General features: G+C 70.3%; 17 protein-coding genes. 9 read left to right on the top strand and 8 right to left on the bottom strand.

All coding sequences use genetic code 11. The features are described from left to right. Positions 1-18: 18 nt before the first annotated feature. The 5 genes from AC0QTQ_RS08745 to AC0QTQ_RS08725 form a co-directional block, all read right to left on the bottom strand. Positions 19-426 (bottom strand): DUF2946 family protein, encoded by a 408-nt coding sequence (locus AC0QTQ_RS08745; RefSeq protein ID WP_480259120.1) that lies wholly within the window; start codon positions 424-426, stop codon positions 19-21. Positions 427-530: 104 nt separating this feature from the next. Then, the gene (locus tag AC0QTQ_RS08740) at positions 531-1808 is read right to left on the bottom strand and encodes a DUF1513 domain-containing protein (protein WP_480259119.1); all 1278 of its coding nucleotides are present in this window, start codon (positions 1806-1808) and stop codon (positions 531-533) included. 13 nt (positions 1809-1821) lie between these two features. Continuing rightward, a complete protein-coding gene (locus AC0QTQ_RS08735) occupies positions 1822-2307 on the bottom strand; it encodes a hypothetical protein (protein ID WP_480259118.1) in 486 nt (161 codons plus the stop codon). 122 nt (positions 2308-2429) lie between these two features. After that, on the bottom strand, positions 2430-3149 hold the full coding sequence (locus tag AC0QTQ_RS08730; RefSeq protein WP_480259117.1) for a hypothetical protein: 720 nt from the start codon (positions 3147-3149) through the stop codon (positions 2430-2432). A gap of 50 nt (positions 3150-3199) precedes the next feature. Continuing rightward, the gene (locus AC0QTQ_RS08725) at positions 3200-3952 is read right to left on the bottom strand and encodes an RNA methyltransferase (protein WP_480259116.1); all 753 of its coding nucleotides are present in this window, start codon (positions 3950-3952) and stop codon (positions 3200-3202) included. 125 nt (positions 3953-4077) lie between these two features. Here AC0QTQ_RS08725 and AC0QTQ_RS08720 point away from each other — a divergent pair, with 125 nt between their 5' ends. The 3 genes from AC0QTQ_RS08720 to trhA all read left to right on the top strand — a co-directional run bounded on the left by AC0QTQ_RS08720 (position 4078) and on the right by trhA (position 6228). Then, positions 4078-4695 (top strand): thiamine phosphate synthase, encoded by a 618-nt coding sequence (locus tag AC0QTQ_RS08720; protein ID WP_480259115.1) that lies wholly within the window; start codon positions 4078-4080, stop codon positions 4693-4695. A 3-nt stretch (positions 4696-4698) separates the two neighbouring features. Continuing rightward, positions 4699-5394, top strand: a complete 696-nt coding sequence (locus AC0QTQ_RS08715) for a nucleoside/nucleotide kinase family protein (protein WP_245965183.1) — start codon at positions 4699-4701, stop codon at positions 5392-5394. A gap of 189 nt (positions 5395-5583) precedes the next feature. Then, on the top strand, positions 5584-6228 hold the full coding sequence (trhA, locus tag AC0QTQ_RS08710; RefSeq protein ID WP_121531048.1) for a PAQR family membrane homeostasis protein TrhA: 645 nt from the start codon (positions 5584-5586) through the stop codon (positions 6226-6228). A 1-nt stretch (position 6229) separates the two neighbouring features. Here the strand turns inward: trhA and tgt are convergent, their stop codons facing one another. Further along, the gene (gene tgt / locus AC0QTQ_RS08705) at positions 6230-7360 is read right to left on the bottom strand and encodes a tRNA guanosine(34) transglycosylase Tgt (RefSeq protein WP_121531050.1); all 1131 of its coding nucleotides are present in this window, start codon (positions 7358-7360) and stop codon (positions 6230-6232) included. A gap of 125 nt (positions 7361-7485) precedes the next feature. Here tgt and AC0QTQ_RS08700 point away from each other — a divergent pair, with 125 nt between their 5' ends. Next, complete coding sequence (locus AC0QTQ_RS08700; RefSeq protein WP_480259114.1) at positions 7486-8163, top strand: DUF2270 domain-containing protein; 678 nt, start codon at positions 7486-7488, stop codon at positions 8161-8163. On the opposite strand, the gene AC0QTQ_RS08695 is transcribed toward AC0QTQ_RS08700, so the two are convergent. After that, positions 8164-8616, bottom strand: coding sequence for a DNA polymerase III subunit chi (locus tag AC0QTQ_RS08695; protein ID WP_121531054.1), 453 nt, complete (start codon positions 8614-8616; stop codon positions 8164-8166). 1 nt (position 8617) lies between these two features. Further along, entirely contained in the window at positions 8618-10111 is a 1494-nt protein-coding gene (locus AC0QTQ_RS08690; RefSeq protein ID WP_480259113.1) for a leucyl aminopeptidase, read from the bottom strand. 129 nt (positions 10112-10240) lie between these two features. Here AC0QTQ_RS08690 and lptF point away from each other — a divergent pair, with 129 nt between their 5' ends. The 5 genes from lptF to pdxA all read left to right on the top strand — a co-directional run bounded on the left by lptF (position 10241) and on the right by pdxA (position 17031). Beyond that, positions 10241-11365 (top strand): LPS export ABC transporter permease LptF, encoded by a 1125-nt coding sequence (gene lptF / locus AC0QTQ_RS08685; RefSeq protein ID WP_480259112.1) that lies wholly within the window; start codon positions 10241-10243, stop codon positions 11363-11365. After that, positions 11362-12471, top strand: a complete 1110-nt coding sequence (gene lptG, locus AC0QTQ_RS08680; RefSeq protein WP_121531058.1) for an LPS export ABC transporter permease LptG — start codon at positions 11362-11364, stop codon at positions 12469-12471. Before lptF ends, lptG begins: the two co-directional genes overlap by 4 nt. After that, positions 12471-14714, top strand: a complete 2244-nt coding sequence (locus AC0QTQ_RS08675) for an LPS-assembly protein LptD (RefSeq protein ID WP_480259111.1) — start codon at positions 12471-12473, stop codon at positions 14712-14714. Before lptG ends, AC0QTQ_RS08675 begins: the two co-directional genes overlap by 1 nt. A gap of 80 nt (positions 14715-14794) precedes the next feature. Continuing rightward, positions 14795-16027, top strand: a complete 1233-nt coding sequence (locus AC0QTQ_RS08670; RefSeq protein WP_480259110.1) for a peptidylprolyl isomerase — start codon at positions 14795-14797, stop codon at positions 16025-16027. After that, positions 16024-17031 (top strand): 4-hydroxythreonine-4-phosphate dehydrogenase PdxA, encoded by a 1008-nt coding sequence (gene pdxA / locus AC0QTQ_RS08665; RefSeq protein ID WP_480259109.1) that lies wholly within the window; start codon positions 16024-16026, stop codon positions 17029-17031. Before AC0QTQ_RS08670 ends, pdxA begins: the two co-directional genes overlap by 4 nt. The last annotated feature ends 39 nt before the right edge of the window (positions 17032-17070 follow it).

Here is a 17070-nt window from a genome sequence, read left to right as displayed (position 1 = left end):
ACGGACCGGGGCGGCGTTTCAGGTCAGGACGGGTGGGGCACGGATCGCCCGGCTGTGGTCGCGCCGCGCACCTGCCGGCAGCCGCAGCACCGGCAGCGGCAAGGCCTCGCGGTGCACGCGGGCGTGGAAGGCCAGCTCGGGCGCAAAGCCCGGGGGCGCGGCAAGGCCAAGCACGCAGAACGGGCATTTCGGGCCGGACTGCTCGCCGCCCGCGGCCGCATTGCGGGTCTTGCCGGTGGCGAGATCGATGACGATCCGGCTCAGCCCGGTGCCGTCGCACAGCTCGAGCATCACCTCGTTGGCGCCAAGATCGGGCGCGGCCGCGGCCGGCAGATAGGCCGCGCCGACCTGCAGGCTCAGAAGCAACGCCAGAACCACGGCGAAGATGCCGTGGAAAGCTGCCCCGATGCGCTGCGCTGTTCTCATGACGCGCATCTCACCTGCGCTCACGAAAACGTCAAGCCCCGTGAGGCTGCGGCAAAGCTTCGCGCGACTGCCCCGTGCCCTTCCCGAAGGACGCGGGGCGGTGCTCAGGCGGCGGTCATGTGGCTGTGCCCGCCGACGACGGGCGCGGATCCGGTCAGCCGGTGCACGACCCGGTGTGAACCGCGCTCGGCCACGATCAGCCCCTGCCAGTATCCGGCGATGACATAGCGGTCGCTGTCGGGCAGAAGCGCCAGCCCGCTCGGCCGCACCATCCCCCGGCTGCGCATGTCGATCGAGTGCACGAGCGCCCCGTCATCGCCCGAAAACACCATCAGCCGATGCGAGCTCGGAAAGATCGCCAGGAATTCGTTGTGCAGCGGATCATATTCGACCGACAGCCCCTCGAGCAGATGCGCCTCCGGCTCGCCCCGGGCGAGAACCCGCACCGGCCCGCCCGCCCGGTCGAGCAGGACAGGCGCCATCGGCAGATAGGAGGCCGTGGGGTTCGGATCGACCGGAAGGGCATCGGCCACGTCGCCGATCGCCTGCAGCCAAATCGCATTGTCCCCCGGCAGCCCCTGCCGTGCGCGGATCGCAAAGATCCTGCCCTCGCGGCCCAGCGCCAGGTGACGCACCTCGGCGTGGGGATCGGGCACGGCAAGACGGCGCAGCAGCCGGCCGCTGTCCAGATCGACGACCGTCACCGCCGGCTCGACGACCTGCCAGAGCCCGCCGCGCCGCCTCGGCACCGAGCCGTAATTGGCCACGATCACCGACCGCCCGTCGTCGGACAGGCGCAGCTCGTGCGGGTCGATGCCATGCGTCGGGAGGGTGTCGAGAACCCGCAGCGTCATCGGGTCGCGCCGCGACAGCCGGCCGTAGTGATCCGACGGCCGTCCGGCATAGGGCCTCTCGGGGGCGCGCTCGGCGCAAAGCACGGTCCCGTCCGGCAGGAACAGGCCATGCCCGCCACCGCGCCATCCGGGCCCGAGCGAGCGGCCGACCGCGATCATCTCGAGCGTTTGCGGATCGAAGGTGACGTGATGCGCCGCCCCCTCTCCGCCGCCCAGATTCATCCGCCCGAAAAAGCCTGCGCGCCCGTCGGGCGAGATCGCCACGTCATGGGCGATGACCGGGAACACCGCCTGCCGGACCTCGCCGCGAGGCGAGATCCGGGTCAGCATGGTTTCGGGCCCCTCCTTGGCCCGGCGCCGGCTGTCGGGCGGCTCGCCGACCGGGCGCACTTTCTCGGGATGATAGCCGGGGATGAACAGGCTGGCCTGCATCCCGGACCCCGACCGCTCCGGCACAAGCGCCGGGGCGCATCCCGCAAGGACCGGCAGCGACGCCGCCATTCCAAGGGTGAAATCACGGCGTCGCATGCTCGGCTCCCCCTCAGTGCGAGTGACCGCCGTCGTGATCGCCGCGCGCGCTGGCGGCGGCCGCATTGCGCGCCTGCCGCACCGAGGTCCGCAACGCCGGAACACGATCACAGCTGGCCCGGTCGCCGGACAGGCAGCGGATGTAGTTGTCGTAATAGTTCGACTCGGCATCGAGGGCATTGGCTTCAAGCCCATGGGCATAGATCGCCCGGCCATCGGCCGCATCGCGCCGGGCGCGGAAGGTCTCCATCAGATAGGACCGGGTGATATCCGGCATGTCCGCCGCGAACTGGAAGACCTCACCGCCCGGAACGATGTTGAAGGCGGTGTCATTGGCAATCTGCTTGCCGATGGTCTTGTAATCGTCCGCCGTATATTCCTGCCCGGTGCCATATTCGACGACGCGATCCGCGGTATTGCCGACAAGATTGCATCCGGCGGTCAGGGCAAGCACGACCAAGGCCGGAAGCGACTTCCGGCACAGCTGAGATGTCCGCATCTTCTCCTCCTTAAGCTGCGACATGACCCGACAGGATCACGATTTCGTGAGAACGTCGTTGAGCCAGATCAAGCTTGCCCCGGACAGACTGCCGCACCGGCCGAGGACGGACCCACCCGGGATCAGCGGGCCGGGCCGCGACCGGCGCGCGGATCGATCGCGCCGGAGAAGAGATCGCGCAGCCCGGCGGCCCCGCCCTCTGCCGCGAGCCAGCGCAGCACCGCGCAGCCCGCCTCGGCGTAAAGCCCGGGGTCGCGCGCGGCAAGCGGCGCCCAGTCGAAGGGAGTCTCGGGCAGATCGGCGCGCGGCGCGCGGCGGCAGCGCGCGGCGCTCTGCCCCGGACCGAGGTAGCGCGGATCATCCGAGATCACCACCGACAGCCCCTCGTCGAACCAGGTCGGCAACCGCCCGCCAAGCTGCCCCCGAAGACCAAGCTGGGCGTGGGTCTCGGCATGGGCAAGCTCGTGGGTGAGAACCGTGGCCGACAGCCCGCGCGGGGCGAGCCGCACCACCGAGACGGGCCCGAGCGAATAGGTCACTGCCGCCGCGCCGCGCCCGCCAAGCCGGCGATCGCAGGCGGCGCTTTCGCAGGCGATCAGGCGCAGATGCGCGCGCGGCGGGCCATAGAAGGCAGCAATGCGGGCGCGGGCGGCGCGGACCTCGGCCGCAAGCGCCACACGGGCATGGGCCGGCATCGAGGCCTCGACCCAGAGCCCGGCGCCCGCGGGGTCAAGCCCGAAGCAGCGCGGACAGGCCGCCCCGCGCAATGCCGGCAGGAAGGCCAGCAGCGCCGCAAGGCCGAGCCCCGCGCCAAGCGCGAGGGCCAGAAGGGAAATGCGCATCGCCCGCCACATCGGGGCAGGATGGCCGGGCGCGCGCCGGCCCGCAAGCCTCAGTCGCGGCGGCGGATGATCTGCCGCAGCATGCCGTGCAGGGTCTGCACATCGGCCCGCGTCAGCCCGAAGCGCGACCACATGTTGCGCAGGTTGCGCTTCATCATCGGGCCCTTGTCGGCCGGGAAGAAGAACCCCGCCTGCTCGAGCACCTCTTCATAGTGATCGCCCAGCTTCTCGACATCGAGGGCGCTTGCCACCTCGGTGCCGGCAAGCCCCGGCGCGACCGGCGCGGCCGAACTTTCCTGCCGTGACAGCTCATAGGCCATCAGCAGCACCGCCTGCGCGAGGTTGAGCGAGAAGAAGACCGGGTTCACCGGCACGGTGATGATCGCGCTCGCCCGCGCGATGTCGTCGTTTTCAAGCCCGGTGCGCTCGGGCCCGAAGAGCACCGCGATCTTCTGCCCCGCCGCCATCCGCGCCCGCGCCTCGGCCATCGCCGCCTCGGGGGTGTAGATCGGCTTCGTCAGCTCGCGCCCGCGCGCGGTGGTGGCGAAGACGAAATCGCAATCCGCGATCGCCGCCCCGGTGTCGTCGAAGACGCCGGCATGGTCGAGCACCTTCGTCGCCGCGCCCGAGGCGGTGGCCACCGCCTTCGGGTTCGGCCAGCCGTCGCGCGGCGCGACCATCCGCAGCGACGCGAAGGAGAAGTTCAGCATCGCGCGCGCCGCCGCGCCGATGTTCTCGCCCATCTGCGGGCGCACCAGCACGAAAACTGGGTTGCGGATCAGGCTATCGTCGGGATCGGTCATCGGGGGTCCTTTCGGGGGGCCTTTTCGCGCGCCGTCCTAGCCCCGCAGGCCCCGCGCCGCAAGCCCTCTGGCCTCGGCCCCTGCGCTGCGCTAGAAGGCGCGAAACACGTTTTCCAGGAGGCGTCATGGCCGAGGACCGCCCGCAGATCTACCTGCTCACCCCGCCGAGCTTCGATCTCGACATCTTCCCGCAGACGCTGTCGCGGGTGCTGGCCGCCCAGGAGGTGGCCTGCATCCGCCTCGCACTCGCCAGCCGCGACGAGGATGCGGTGATGCGCGCGGCCGACGCCGTGCGGCTTGTGGCGCATGAGCATGACGTGGCGCTGGTGATCGAGGATCACCTCCAGCTCGTCGAGCGGCAGGGCCTTGACGGCGTCCATCTGAGCGACGGCGCGCGCTCGGTCCGCGCCGCGCGCAAGGCGCTTGGCCCCGATGCGATCGTCGGCGCCTTCTGCGGTGCGTCGAAACATGACGGCATGGGCGCGGGCGAAGCCGGCGCCGATTACGTCGTCTTCGGCCCCGTCGGCGAGACCGGGCTCGGCCACGGCACGCGGGCCGAACGCGACCTCTTCGCCTGGTGGAGCGAGATGATCGAGGTGCCGGTGGTGGCCGAGGGTGCGATGACCGAGGAGCTGGTGCGCGATCTGGCCCCGGTGACCGATTTCTTCGGCATCGGCGAGGAGATCTGGAGCAGCGACGATCCGGTTGCGGCGCTGGCCCGGCTTGTCGCGGCGATGGGCTGACCCATGCGCGAGAGCGAAGCGGGCGAGTTCTGGCTGGGCGATTCCGACGGGCCGATGGGCGATGTCGGGGCCTTCATGGCAAGCGAGCTGCGCGCCGACCGCGCCGATCTGGCCGGCCATATCCGCCAGCTGGACGGTGCGCGCAATCTGATCGCGATCGCCGGCGCCCCCGGGGCCGGCAAGTCGCGGCTTGCGGCCGAGATCGCGGCCGAGCTGAATGCGCGCACGCCGGGATCGGCCGCCGTGGTGGCGATGGACGGCTTTCACCTGCCGAACGAGGTGCTTGCCGCGCGCGGGCTCCTGCCCCGCAAGGGCGCACCCGAAACCTTCGACGTCGCGGCGCTGGCGGCGAGCCTTGCCGCGCTGAAGACGGGCGACGCGGTCGCCGTGCCGGAGTTCGACCGCGCGGCGGATGCGGTGGTGCCTGCCGCCGGGACCGTGCCGGCATCCGTGCGTTTCGTGATCGTCGAGGGCAATTACCTGCTGCTGACCCGCCCGGACTGGCGCGCGCTTTATCCGCTCTTCGATCTGACGATCCGGCTCTCGGTGCCCGAGGCCGAGCTGCGGCGCCGGCTGCTTCTGCGCTGGCAGGCCCTGCCCGAGGCCGAGGCGCGCCGCCGCGTCGAGGAGAACGACCTGCCGAACGGGCGACTCCTGCGGCAGGAAAACCGGGCCGCCGATCTGGTGGTGGCGGGCTGAGCCCTGGCGGGGTCAGGGGGCGCTGCCCCCTCTTCGGCTGCGCCGAATTCACCCCCGAGGTATTTTCGGCAAGGAGAAAGCCGGGGCCGCGATGCGCGGCGCCTTGCCGATCGGCGCGATGTCACGCAGCGTCGTGATTGGTGTGGCAGGCTTCGTCCTGATAGGATGCGCCATCCCCCGGAGACGACCATGACCCGCCATACCCTTGCCCATTCCTTTGCCGAGCATTTCGCCGATGGCGTGATGCATGTTCTTGGCGTGATCGCCGCCGTTGCCGGGGTGAGCGCGCTGATCGTCTGGGCGGCGCTGACCGCCGAGCCCGGGCGGATCTGGCCGCTTGTCGTCTATGCGGTGGGGCTGCTCGCCTCGTTCGGCTTCTCGGCGGGCTACAACATGACGCTGCATGCGAAGACCCGCGCCGTGCTGCGCCGCTTCGACCATGCCGCGATCTATCTGCTGATCGCCGGCACCTACACGCCGATGGCGCTCATCGGCCTTGGCGGGCGGGCCGGGCTGTGGCTCACCGCGGCGATCTGGGCGCTGGCGGCCCTGGGCATGGTGATGAAGCTCGGCTTCTTCCACCGCTTCGAGCGGGCGGGATTCGTGCTCTACCTCGCCATGGGCTGGCTGGGCATCGTCGCGATCTGGCCGCTGTTGCAGGCGCTGCCGCTTGCCGTCCTGATCCTTCTGGGCGCGGGCGGCCTGATCTACACGCTTGGCACGATTTTCTATCAGCTCGACCGCATCCCGTTCTCGCGCGCGATCTGGCATGGCCATGTGCTCGCGGCCGCGGCGGTGCATTACGCCGCGGTGCTGCTGGTGGCCGCGCACTGACTCAGAGCGGCTCGATGTCGCCCTCGGCGCGCAGGGCGTGGAACTCGGTCACGAAGGCGGACAGCCGCCCCGCCGCGATCGCGTCGCGCAGCCCCTGCATCAGCTCCTGATAGTAGTGCAGGTTGTGCCAGGTCAGCAGCATGCCCGAGATCATCTCGCCCGCGCGGAAGACATGGTGCAGATAGGCGCGGGAATAATTGCGGCAGGCCGGGCAGGTGCAGTGCTCGTCAAGCGGGCGCGGGTCGTCCATGTGCCGGGCGTTCTTGATGTTGACCTGACCGCGCCGGGTCCAGGCCTGACCGGTGCGCCCCGAGCGCGAGGGCAGCACGCAATCCATCATGTCGATGCCGCGCTCGACAGCGCCGACGATGTCGTCGGGCTTGCCCACGCCCATCAGATAGCGCGGCCGGTCCTCGGGCAGGAAGCCCGGCGCATAATCGAGAACGCCGAACATCGCCTCTTGCCCCTCGCCCACGGCAAGGCCGCCGACGGCATAGCCGTCAAAGCCGATTTCCGTGAGTTTCTCGGCACTTTCGGCGCGAAGTTCAGGCGTCACGCCGCCTTGCATGATGCCGAAGAGCGCGTGCCCCGGCCGGTCGCCGAAGGCGTCGCGCGACCGCTGCGCCCAGCGCATGCTCAGCCGCATGCTCTCGGCCACGCGGGTCTCGTCGGCGGGCAGCGCCGGGCATTCGTCGAAGGCCATCACGATGTCCGAGCCCAGAAGCCGCTGGATCTCCATCGAGCGTTCGGGGCTGAGGAAATGCTTCGAGCCGTCGACATGGCTGGCGAAGGTCACGCCCTCTTCGGTCAGCTTGCGCAGGCCCGAGAGGCTCATCACCTGGAACCCGCCCGAGTCGGTCAGGATCGGCTTCGGCCAGTTCATGAACTTGTGCAGCCCGCCCAGCCGGTCGATGCGTTCGGCCGTCGGTCGCAGCATCAGGTGATAGGTGTTGCCCAGAAGGATGTCGGCGCCGGTCGCGGCGACGCTTTCGGGCATCATTGCCTTCACCGTGCCCGCGGTGCCGACCGGCATGAAGGCCGGGGTGCGGATCTCGCCGCGCGGGGTATGGATCACCCCGGTGCGGGCCTTGCCGTCGGTGGCGTGGAGGGTGAAGCTGAATTTCTCGGTCATCCGGGCGCTCCTTTGCCGGCGGGGTGTAGCGCGAAAGCGCCGCCTTGGAAAGGTGGGCGGCACGCGGCAAACCCCTTGCCTGACGCGGGGGCAGCGTGCCAGTCTGGCCCCGGGGAGTGAGGCAGATGGCGCGAGACGAGGAGGATCGGCGCACCAGGTTCGATACCGGCGAGCTCGGGGCGGTGGCGCATCTCTACCGCGGCGAGGTCTATCGCTCGACGATCTGGCGCACACGGCTCGACACCACGACGAACTGGTCGGTGGTGACGCTCGGCATTGCGCTGTCGATCTCCTTCGCCTCGCCCGCCGCCTCGCCGCTGCCGCTGATCCTCGTGGGCATCCTGATCGTCTTCTTCCTGATGCTCGAGGCGCGGCGCTATCGTTATTTCAACGTCTGGCGGGCGCGCTGTCGCTGGATGGAGCGGCATTTCTTCGCGCCGCTGCTGACCGATGGCGAGCAGCATCTGGAGACCGGCTGGCAGAAGGTGCTGGCCGAGGATTACCGCTTTCCGCGCTATCACGTGCCGATGCGGGTGGCGGTTGGGCGGCGGATCCGGCGCAATTACATCTGGATCCTGCTGATCCAGAGCGCGGCCTATGCCGGCAAGCTGATGGTCCACCCCGGGCCGCTGACCTCGGCGCGCGAGCTTTACGAGCGCGCCGCGATCGGTCCGGTCGACGGGCGGATCGTGATCGGCATGGGCTGTCTTTACGTGCTGAGCTGGGCGCTGGCGGCGGTGGCGAGCGCCTGGGACGACCGCCGCCGCGCCGCGGGCCGCGCGGGCGACAGCGGCATGGGCTAGCTAGCGCTCGGCCTTCTTCTCCCAGCGGCCCGATTCCTCGCTCCAGTATTGCGCGGTCGCGCCGGCGGCGGTGAGCGCCTTCCATTGCGCGCGCGCCCGCCCCACGGCCCGCTCGTCGCGCCCGTCGAACAGGATCCAGACCCGCTGCGTTGCGCCGACCTCGGCCGGATCGACCTCGGCGCCGTCGATCGTCATGATCGCGTCGCGCCCCGCCGGGGCGGGGCTCACCGTCAGCAGCACCGGCTGCAGCGCGTCATGCGGCCCGCCCGCCATCCCGTGCGGCAGGAAGCTCTCGTCGCCCTCGAGCCAGAGCCGCTGGTCGAGCCAGTCCATCCGCTCGGCATCGGTGCCGCGCAGCTCGACCTTCCAGCCCTGGGCAAGGGCGCGCGGCAGCAGGCTGGCCACCACCTCTTCCACCGGCGATTGCGTGACGTGGTAGAAGAGCGCAGGCACCTTACGCCTCGAACCGGTCGCGGATCAGCCGGTCGAGGGTCATCACGCCCCAGCCGGTCGGGCCCTTCGGCGCCAGCGCCGTCTCCTTCGGCGGCAGGGCGACGCCGGCGATGTCGATGTGGCACCAGGGCGTGCCCTCGGCGATGAACTTCTTCAGGAAGGCCGCGGCGGTGATCGCGCCGCCGTGGCGGCCGCCGGTGTTCTTGATGTCGGCAAGCCGCGAGGTGATGAGCGCGTCATAGGCCGGCGCCAGCGGCATCCGCCAGGCGCCCTCGCCCTCCGCCCCCGCGGCCTTCAGCAGGTCATCCGCCAGCCGGTCGTCATTCGAGAAGACGCCGGCGTTCTCGTGGCCGAGCGCGACGATGATCGCGCCGGTGAGCGTCGCAAGGTCGATCACCGCCGAGGGGCGGAATGCCTGCTGGGCGTGCCACAGCACATCGGCCAGCACCATCCGCCCCTCGGCATCGGTGTTGATCACCTCGATCGTGTCGCCCTTCATCGATTTCACGATGTCGCCCGGGCGCTGCGCGCGGCCGTCGGGCATGTTCTCGACAAGGCCCACAAGGCCCACGACATTCACCGGGGCGTTGCGCAGCGCGAGCGTGCGCATCACGCCCGCGACCACCGCGGCGCCGCCCATGTCCATCGTCATCTCCTCCATGCCCGCGCCTGGCTTGAGCGAGATGCCACCGCTGTCGAAGCACACGCCCTTGCCGACGAGGGCGAGCGGCGGCACCTCGATCGCCTCGCCGTTCTCGTCCTCGGCGGGCTGCAGGCCCGTCCAGCGCATCACCACCACCTTCGAGGGGCTGTCCGAGCCCTGCCCCACGGCCAGCAGCGCCCGCATGCCAAGCGCGGCAAGATCGTCCTCCTCGAGGATCTGCACGTCGAGACCAAGCTCCTGCATCGCGGCCAGACGGGCGGCGAAATCGTCGGTGGTCAGGATGTTGGCGGGTTCGTTCACCAGATCGCGGGTGAAGAAGATGCCCTCGGCAAGCGCCGCATGGGGGGCCGCCTCGGCCGCCACCGCCTCGGGCTTCGCCACCATCATCTCGACCGCGCCGAAGGGTTTGCGCTCTTCGCTGCGGTAATCGAAACGATAGGCGCGCAGCGCAAGGCCGAAGGCCAGCTCGGCCGCGCGCGGGTGGTTCTCGGCCAGCACCAGAAGGTCGGCACCGCCAAGGGCGCGCCCGATCGCGGCCCCCGCCTTGCGCGCGGTGGCGACCGGCGCACGCCGGGCGAGCTTCACCAGCTGCAGCGCCTCGCAGGCGAGCCCCGAGGGCCAGGCGAGTTCCATCGACTCGCCCGCCTTCAGCTTGTCCCAGGCCTCGGAGGCGAGCGCGCGGCCAAGCGCGCCGCGGGTCAGCCGCTCGATCCGCCGCGCGGCGGGCGAACGCCCGGCCCCGGGCGCGACGACAAGCGCGATGCGCCCGCCCCGCGCGGCCAGCGCGTCGAGATCGGATTCGCTGAAACGGATGGCGACGGGATGGGTCATGGCGGCTCTCTCGAAAGGGTGATCGGCGCAAAGCCTAACGGCGTCGGCGGAAAATGAAAAGCCGCGGGAGGCGGGGCTTTCGCGCCGGCGGCCGACGGGGTAGACAGGGCGAAACTGCCGGGGGTGCGCGTGACGAGACTGGACCGATATCTGCTGTCACAGCTGATGGCGCTGTTCGGATTCTTCGCGCTGATCCTCGTCTCGGTCTATTGGGTGAACCGGGCCGTGCTGCTGTTCGACAAGCTGATCTCGGACGGCCAGACCGCCTGGGTGGTGCTCGAGTTCACCGCCCTGACCCTGCCCAATGTGATCCGCCTGGTGCTGCCGGTCGCGGCCTTCGCGGCGACGATCTATGCGGTCAACCGGCTCAGCGCCGACAGCGAATTCGTGGTGATGCAGGCGACCGGCGCCTCGCCCTGGCGGCTTGCCCGCGCGGTCGCCGTCTTCGGCCTGATCGTCGCGGTGCTGATGATGGTGCTGGTGCATGTCCTGGTGCCGGTCTCGCGCAGCCAGCTGTCCGCGCGGCAGGCGCAGATCAACGAGAACGTCACCGCCCGTTTCCTGACCGAGGGCAGCTTCCAGCACCCGGTCGACGGGGTGACGATCTACATCCGGCAGATCTCCGACCTCGGCGAGCTGCTCGACCCCTATCTGGTCGATGCCCGCTCGAAGACGCAGCGCACCACCTATACCGCGGAAAAGGCGCTGATCGTGCGCTCGGACAGCGGGCCGAAGCTGATCATGTTCGACGGCATGGCGCAGACCCTGCGGCTGAGCGACCACAGCCTCGCCGTCACCCGCTTCTCGGATTTCACCTATGACATCGGCGCGCTGATCGGGGCGCCGGTGAAGGGGGTGACGAACTGGGACGAGGTGCCGAGCTGGCAGCTGATCGCGCCCTCGGCCGATCTTCTGGCGGCGACCGGCGGCAGCGCCGCCGAGGCCTGGCAGATCCTGAACGACCGCATGGCGCAGCCGCTGCTGGCACCGGCGGCGGCGGTGCTCGGCTTTGCCGCGCTGATGCTCGGCGGCTTCTCGCGCTTCGGCATGTGGCGGCAGATCGCCCTCGCCATCGTCGGGCTGATCGTGCTGCAGTTCCTCACCAATGCCGTCGACAGCGCGATGCGCGGCAAGCCCGAGCTCTGGGCGATCGCCTATCTGCCGGCGGGTGTGGGCGCGCTTGCCTCGGCGCTTCTGCTGTGGTGGGCGGGGCGCCCGCGCAAGCTCTGCCCTGGCCGGGAGGCGCGGGCATGACGCTGTCGCTCTATATCGCGCGCCGCTTCCTGCGCGCCTTCGTGATGGTCGCGGCGACCTTCTGGGGCATCCTCTTCCTGATCGAGATGGTCGAGAAGATCCGCTCCTTCAGCGCCGCCAAGGTCGGCCTTGCACAGGCGGCGCTGCTGGCCGGGCTGTCGGTGCCGGCCTCGCTCTACACCATCCTGCCGCTGGTGATGATCCTTGCTGCGGTGGCGCTGTTCCTGGGCCTTGCGCGCTCGTCCGAACTGGTGGTGATCCGCGCCTCGGGGCGCTCGGCGCTGCGCATGCTGGCCGCGCCGGTGGTGGTGGCGCTGCTGCTGGGCGTGCTGATCGTCGCCGTCGGCAACCCGATCGTCTCGGCCACCTCGAAACGCTACGAGGAGCTCGCCGGCCGCTATCGCGCGACCGGGGTGCAGGCCGTGTCGATCGGCCAGGAGGGCGTGTGGATGCGCCAGGGCATGGGCGGCGACAATGCCGGCGAACAGGCCGTGATCCGCGCCTCGCGCGCCAATCTCGACGCGACGCGGCTCTTTGACGTGACCTTCCTGATCGTCGATCCGAAACGCGGCCCGGTGCGCCGCATCGATGCGGACGAGGCGGTGCTGACCCGCGGCGCGTGGGAGCTGACCAAGGTCAAGGACTGGCCGCTCGGCAGCTCGACCAACCCCGAGCGCGACGCGACCCGTGCCGACACGCTCAGCCTGCCCTCGGACCTGACCGCCGAGCGCATCCGCGACAGCTTCGGCACCCCCTCGACCGTGCCGATCTGGCAATTGCCGGACTTCATCCGCGGGCTCGAGAATGCCGGCTTCTCGGCGCGCCGCCATCTGGTGTGGTTCGAGATGGAGCTGGCCCAGCCCCTGGTGATGGCGGCGATGGTGCTGATTGCCGCGGGCTTCACCATGCGCCACAGCCGGCTGGGCCGGACCGGGGTGATGGTGCTGCTGGCGCTGGCCGCGGGGCTTGGCGTGTTCTTCCTGCGCAATGTCGCGCAGGTTCTGGGTGACAACGGGCAGATCCCGGTGGCGCTGGCCGCCTGGGCGCCGCCGGCGATCGCGCTGATGCTGGCGCTGGCGCTGATCCTGCAGGAGGAAGACGGCTGATGAGGAACGGGCTGATTGCCGCGCTGCTCGCGAGTGCCGCGCTGACCCTGCCACCGAGCGCCCGGGCCGAGACCCCGGCCACCGCGCCCGGCACCGATGCGCAAGGCGCCGCGCCGGGCGGCTATACCGTGGCCGAGGCCGATCAGGCCGCGACGCTGCTGGCCGACCGCATCGTCACCACCGCCGACAACCGGCTGGTGGCCGAGGGCGCGGTCGAGGTCTACTGGAAACAGAACCGGCTGACCGCGCGCCGTGTCACCTATGACCAGAACACCGAGACCCTGACGATCGAGGGGCCGATCCGGCTGGTCGAGCCCGGCCAGACCGGCTCGGTGATCGTCGCCGATCAGGCCGAGCTGTCGCGCGATCTGCAGAACGGCGTGATGATCGGCGCGCGGATGGTGATGGCGCGCGAGCTGCAGCTTGCCGCGAACCGAATCGACCGCAAGGACGGACGCATCACCACCCTGACCGAGGTCGTCGCCTCCTCGTGCCGGATCTGCGCCTCGGACCCGACCCCGCTGTGGGAGATCCGCGCCCGCAAGATCACCCATGACAGCAGCACCAAGCAGCTGCATTTCGAGGGCGCACAGTTCCGCGTGATGGGCGTGCCGCTCGTCTGGCTGCCGAAGCTGCGCATGCCCGACCCGACGGTGACGCGGATGTCGGGCCTGCTGCGGCCGAGCTTCCGCACCACGTCAAGCCTCGGCGCGGGGCTGAAGCTGCCCTATTTCATCGCCCTCGGGCCAAGCGCCGACCTGACCGTCACGCCCTATCTGTCGAGCTCCTACACCCGCACGCTCGGGCTGCGCTATCGTCAGGCCTTCGACAGCGGCACGATCAACGCCGAGGGCGCGCTCAGCCGCGACAGCATCCGCAAGGGCGAGAACCGCGGCTATCTCTTTGCCGACGGCACCTTCAAGCTGCCCTCGGATTACACCCTCGGGCTGCAGCTGAAGGTGGTCACCGACCCGTCCTATCTGCTGAACTACGGCATCACCGAGGATGACCGGCTGTGGTCGGGCGTCACCCTCGAGAAGGTGCACCGCAACGAGATGATCTGGCTGCGCGCCGGCAACACCCATTCGATCCGCTCGGGCGAGAGCAACTCGACCGAACCGATGCTCTCGGGCGATTTCAGCTGGACCCGGGTGATCCGGCCCGCGACGATCGGCGGCGAGGCGACGATCGACTGGTCGCTGCACGCGCATCGCCGCTCCTCGGACATGACGGTGGACGGCATCGACGACAGCGACGCCGTCTCGGACGGGCGCGACACGCTGCGCTCCTCCTTCGTCGCCGACTGGCGCCGGCAATGGCTGCTGTCGGGCGGTGTGCTGGCGGCGATGCAGGCCGAACTGGCGGGCGACGCGGTGATGGTGCGGCAAGACGAGGTCTGGGCCGGCGACACGCTGCGCGCGCTGCCGACCGTCGGGGTCGAGCTGCGCTGGCCCTGGGTCGCCACCTCGGGCCGCGCAGCGCAGGTGCTCGAGCCGATCGCGCAGATCGTGTGGAGCCCCGGCAACCTGAAACAGGTGGCGAACGAGGACAGCCTGCTGACCGAATTCGACGAGGGCAACCTGTTCTCCTTCTCGCGCTACCCGGGCGGGGATGCGCGCGAACAGGGGCTGCGGGCGAACCTCGGGCTCAGCTGGACGCGGCACGACGCCTCGGGCTGGTCGCTCGGCGTCACGGCGGGGCGCGTCGCGCGGGTCACCGACACCGACCAGTTCCCGACCGGCTCGGGCCTGTCGGGGCGGCGCTCGGACTGGCTGCTCGCCACCCATCTGACCACCGCCGAGGGGCTGACGCTGTCGAACCGGGCGCTCTTCGACAACGACTTCGGCTTTTCGCGCGACGAGCTGCGGCTGGCCTTCGCCGGGGCGAAATATCAGGTTGCGGCGGGCTATCTGTGGATGGATGCGAGCGAGACCGAGGGCCGGCTCACCGACACTTCCGAGCTGCTGCTCGAGACCGGCTGGAGCTGGACCGGCGGCTGGCGCTCGACCTTCTCGACGCGCTACGACTTCACCGCCGAACGCGCCGCCCGCGCCGCGATCGGGCTGGAATATGCCAACGAGTGCATGGTCGTCGATCTTTCCCTCTCGCGTCGCTTCACGTCCTCCTCTACTGTGAAGCCGGAAACCGACTTCGGTCTCTCGGTGCAGCTGGCGGGCTTTGGCGGCGCGACGACAAGCAGCACGACCACGGGCAGCAGCGCGACACGCGTGTGCCGCTACTGAGCGAGCGAAGACACGCCCCGGCGGGGAGCGACGGGGCAGGAACGGAACGGATGACGGACGAAAGACGGATGAGGATGAGGATGCGACTGACCCCGCTTCTGGGCATGGCGCTCGCGCTCGGGCTGACGGTGACGGATGTGGCGGCCCAGGCGGCCACCACCAGCCCCTTCGCGCCGGTGATCCTCGTGAACGGGCTCGGCGTGACCGGCTACGAGATCGAGCAGCGGATCCGCTTCATGCAGCTGCTGCGCCAGCCCGGCGACCTGCGCAAGGAAGCCGAGAAGTCGCTGACCGAGGACCGGATCCGGGTCTGGGCGGCGAAGCAGGCGGGCATCACGCTCGAGAAGGACGCGGTGACGCAGGGCATGAGCGAATTCGCCGGCCGCGCCAACATGAGCACCGAGCAATTCGTCGCCGAGTTGGCGAAGGCCGGCGTCGATGAGCCGACCTTCCGCGACTTCGTCACCGCCGGCCTGCTCTGGCGCGAGCTGGTCAAGCAGCGCTTCGCGCCGCGGGTGCAGATCTCGGACAGCGACATCGACCGCGCGATGCTGGTGGAATCGAGCCGCGGCGGCGGCACCCGCGTGCTGATCTCCGAAGTCATCCTGCCGGCCCCGCCCGGGCAGGAGGCCGAAGCCCATGCCGAGGCCGTGAAGATCTCGCAGCTGCGCAGCGAAGGCGCTTTCGCCGAGGCGGCGCGGCAGATGTCGGCGGCCTCGACCCGCGAGAATGGCGGCCGGCTCGACTGGATGCCGCTCGACAACCTGCCGCCGGCGCTGCGCCCGATCCTGCTGAGCCTGAAGCCCGGCCAGGCCTCGGCTCCGATCGAGCTGAACGGCGCCGTCGCGATCTTCATGCTGCGCGGCCTCGACGAGCACGGCCCCGCCAGCACCCGGCCGCAGACGCTTGGCTATGCGACGCTCGCGCTTGGCCCGGCGGGCTCCGAACAGGGCGCGCAACTGCTGCAGAAGGCCGCCTCGGCAAAGCGCTGTGACGACCTTTACACCGTGGTGAAGGGGCTGCCCGTGTCGCTCGTCACCCGGCCCGATCCTGCGCCGCAGGGCGCGCTGCCGAAGGATATCGCGCTGGCGCTGGCCGGGCTCGACATCGGCGAGACGACGGTTCTGACCCGGGGCACGGGGCAGGAGCTGGTGATGCTGTGCTCGCGCGAGGCGGCGGTCGACACGGCCAAGGGCGAGACCGCGCCGAACCGCGATGCGGTGCGGTCGCGGCTGCAGAACGAGCGCATCGGCAGCTATGCCGACAATTACCTCGCCGACCTGATCGCCAATGCGGTGATCGTGCGGCCATGAGCGCGGCACGGGAAGACGCGGCGCACCGGCCGGTGATCGTCAGCTGCGGCGACCCCTCGGGCATCGGCCCCGAGATCGCCGCAAAGGCCTGGGAAATCCTTGGCGCGGCGCTGCCCTTCGTCTGGGTCGGCGATCCGGCGCATCTGCCGCGCGGCACCAGGATCCGCGAGATTGCCGAGCCCGCCGAGGCGATGCTGCATGCGGGCTCGGCCCTGCCGGTGCTGCCGCATGCCTTCCCGGCCGCGGCGCTGCCCGGTCAGCCAGATCCGGCCAACGCCGCCGCGGTGATCGAGGTGATCGCCCGCGCCGTCGAGATCGTGCGCGCGGGCGAGGGCAGTGCGCTCACCACCGCGCCGATCCACAAGAAGGCGCTGCATGACGGCGCGAATTTCGCCTTCCCGGGCCATACCGAATACCTCGCCCATCTGGCGGGGGGAGCGCGGGTGGTGATGATGCTCGCCGCCGAAAGCGCCACGCCGCCGCTGCGCGTGGTGCCGACGACGATCCATATCGCGCTGAGCGCGGTGCCCAAGGCCTTCACCCCCGAGCTGCTGCGCGAGACCGTGCGGATCACCGCCGAGGGGCTGCGCCGCGATTTCGCGATCGAGAACCCGCAGCTGGCCGTCGCCGGGCTGAACCCGCATGCGGGCGAAGGCGGCGCGATGGGGCACGAGGAACTCGACTGGATGAACGACACCCTCGCCGGTCTGCGTGCCGAGGGCTTTGCCGTCGCCGGGCCGCTGCCGGCCGACACGATGTTCCACGCCGGGGCGCGGGCGCGCTATGACGCGGCGATCTGCGCCTATCACGATCAGGCGCTGATCCCGATCAAGACGCTCGATTTCGACGGCGGGGTGAATGTGACGCTCGGCCTGCCCTTCGTGCGCACCTCGCCCGATCACGGCACCGCCTATGACATCGCGGGCCAGGGCCGCGCCAATCCGGCCAGCCTGATCTCGGCGCTGAAGATGGCGGCGAAGATGGGGGCCGCGCGGGCGCGCTGAGCGTGCTTGCCGTTGCCGCCCGGGGACAGTATGCCCGGG

The organism is Paenirhodobacter sp. YD-8 (assembly GCF_056590935.1).
Note: the sequence above shows the minus strand (reverse complement) of the source record. Positions and strands in the feature narration are given on the sequence as shown.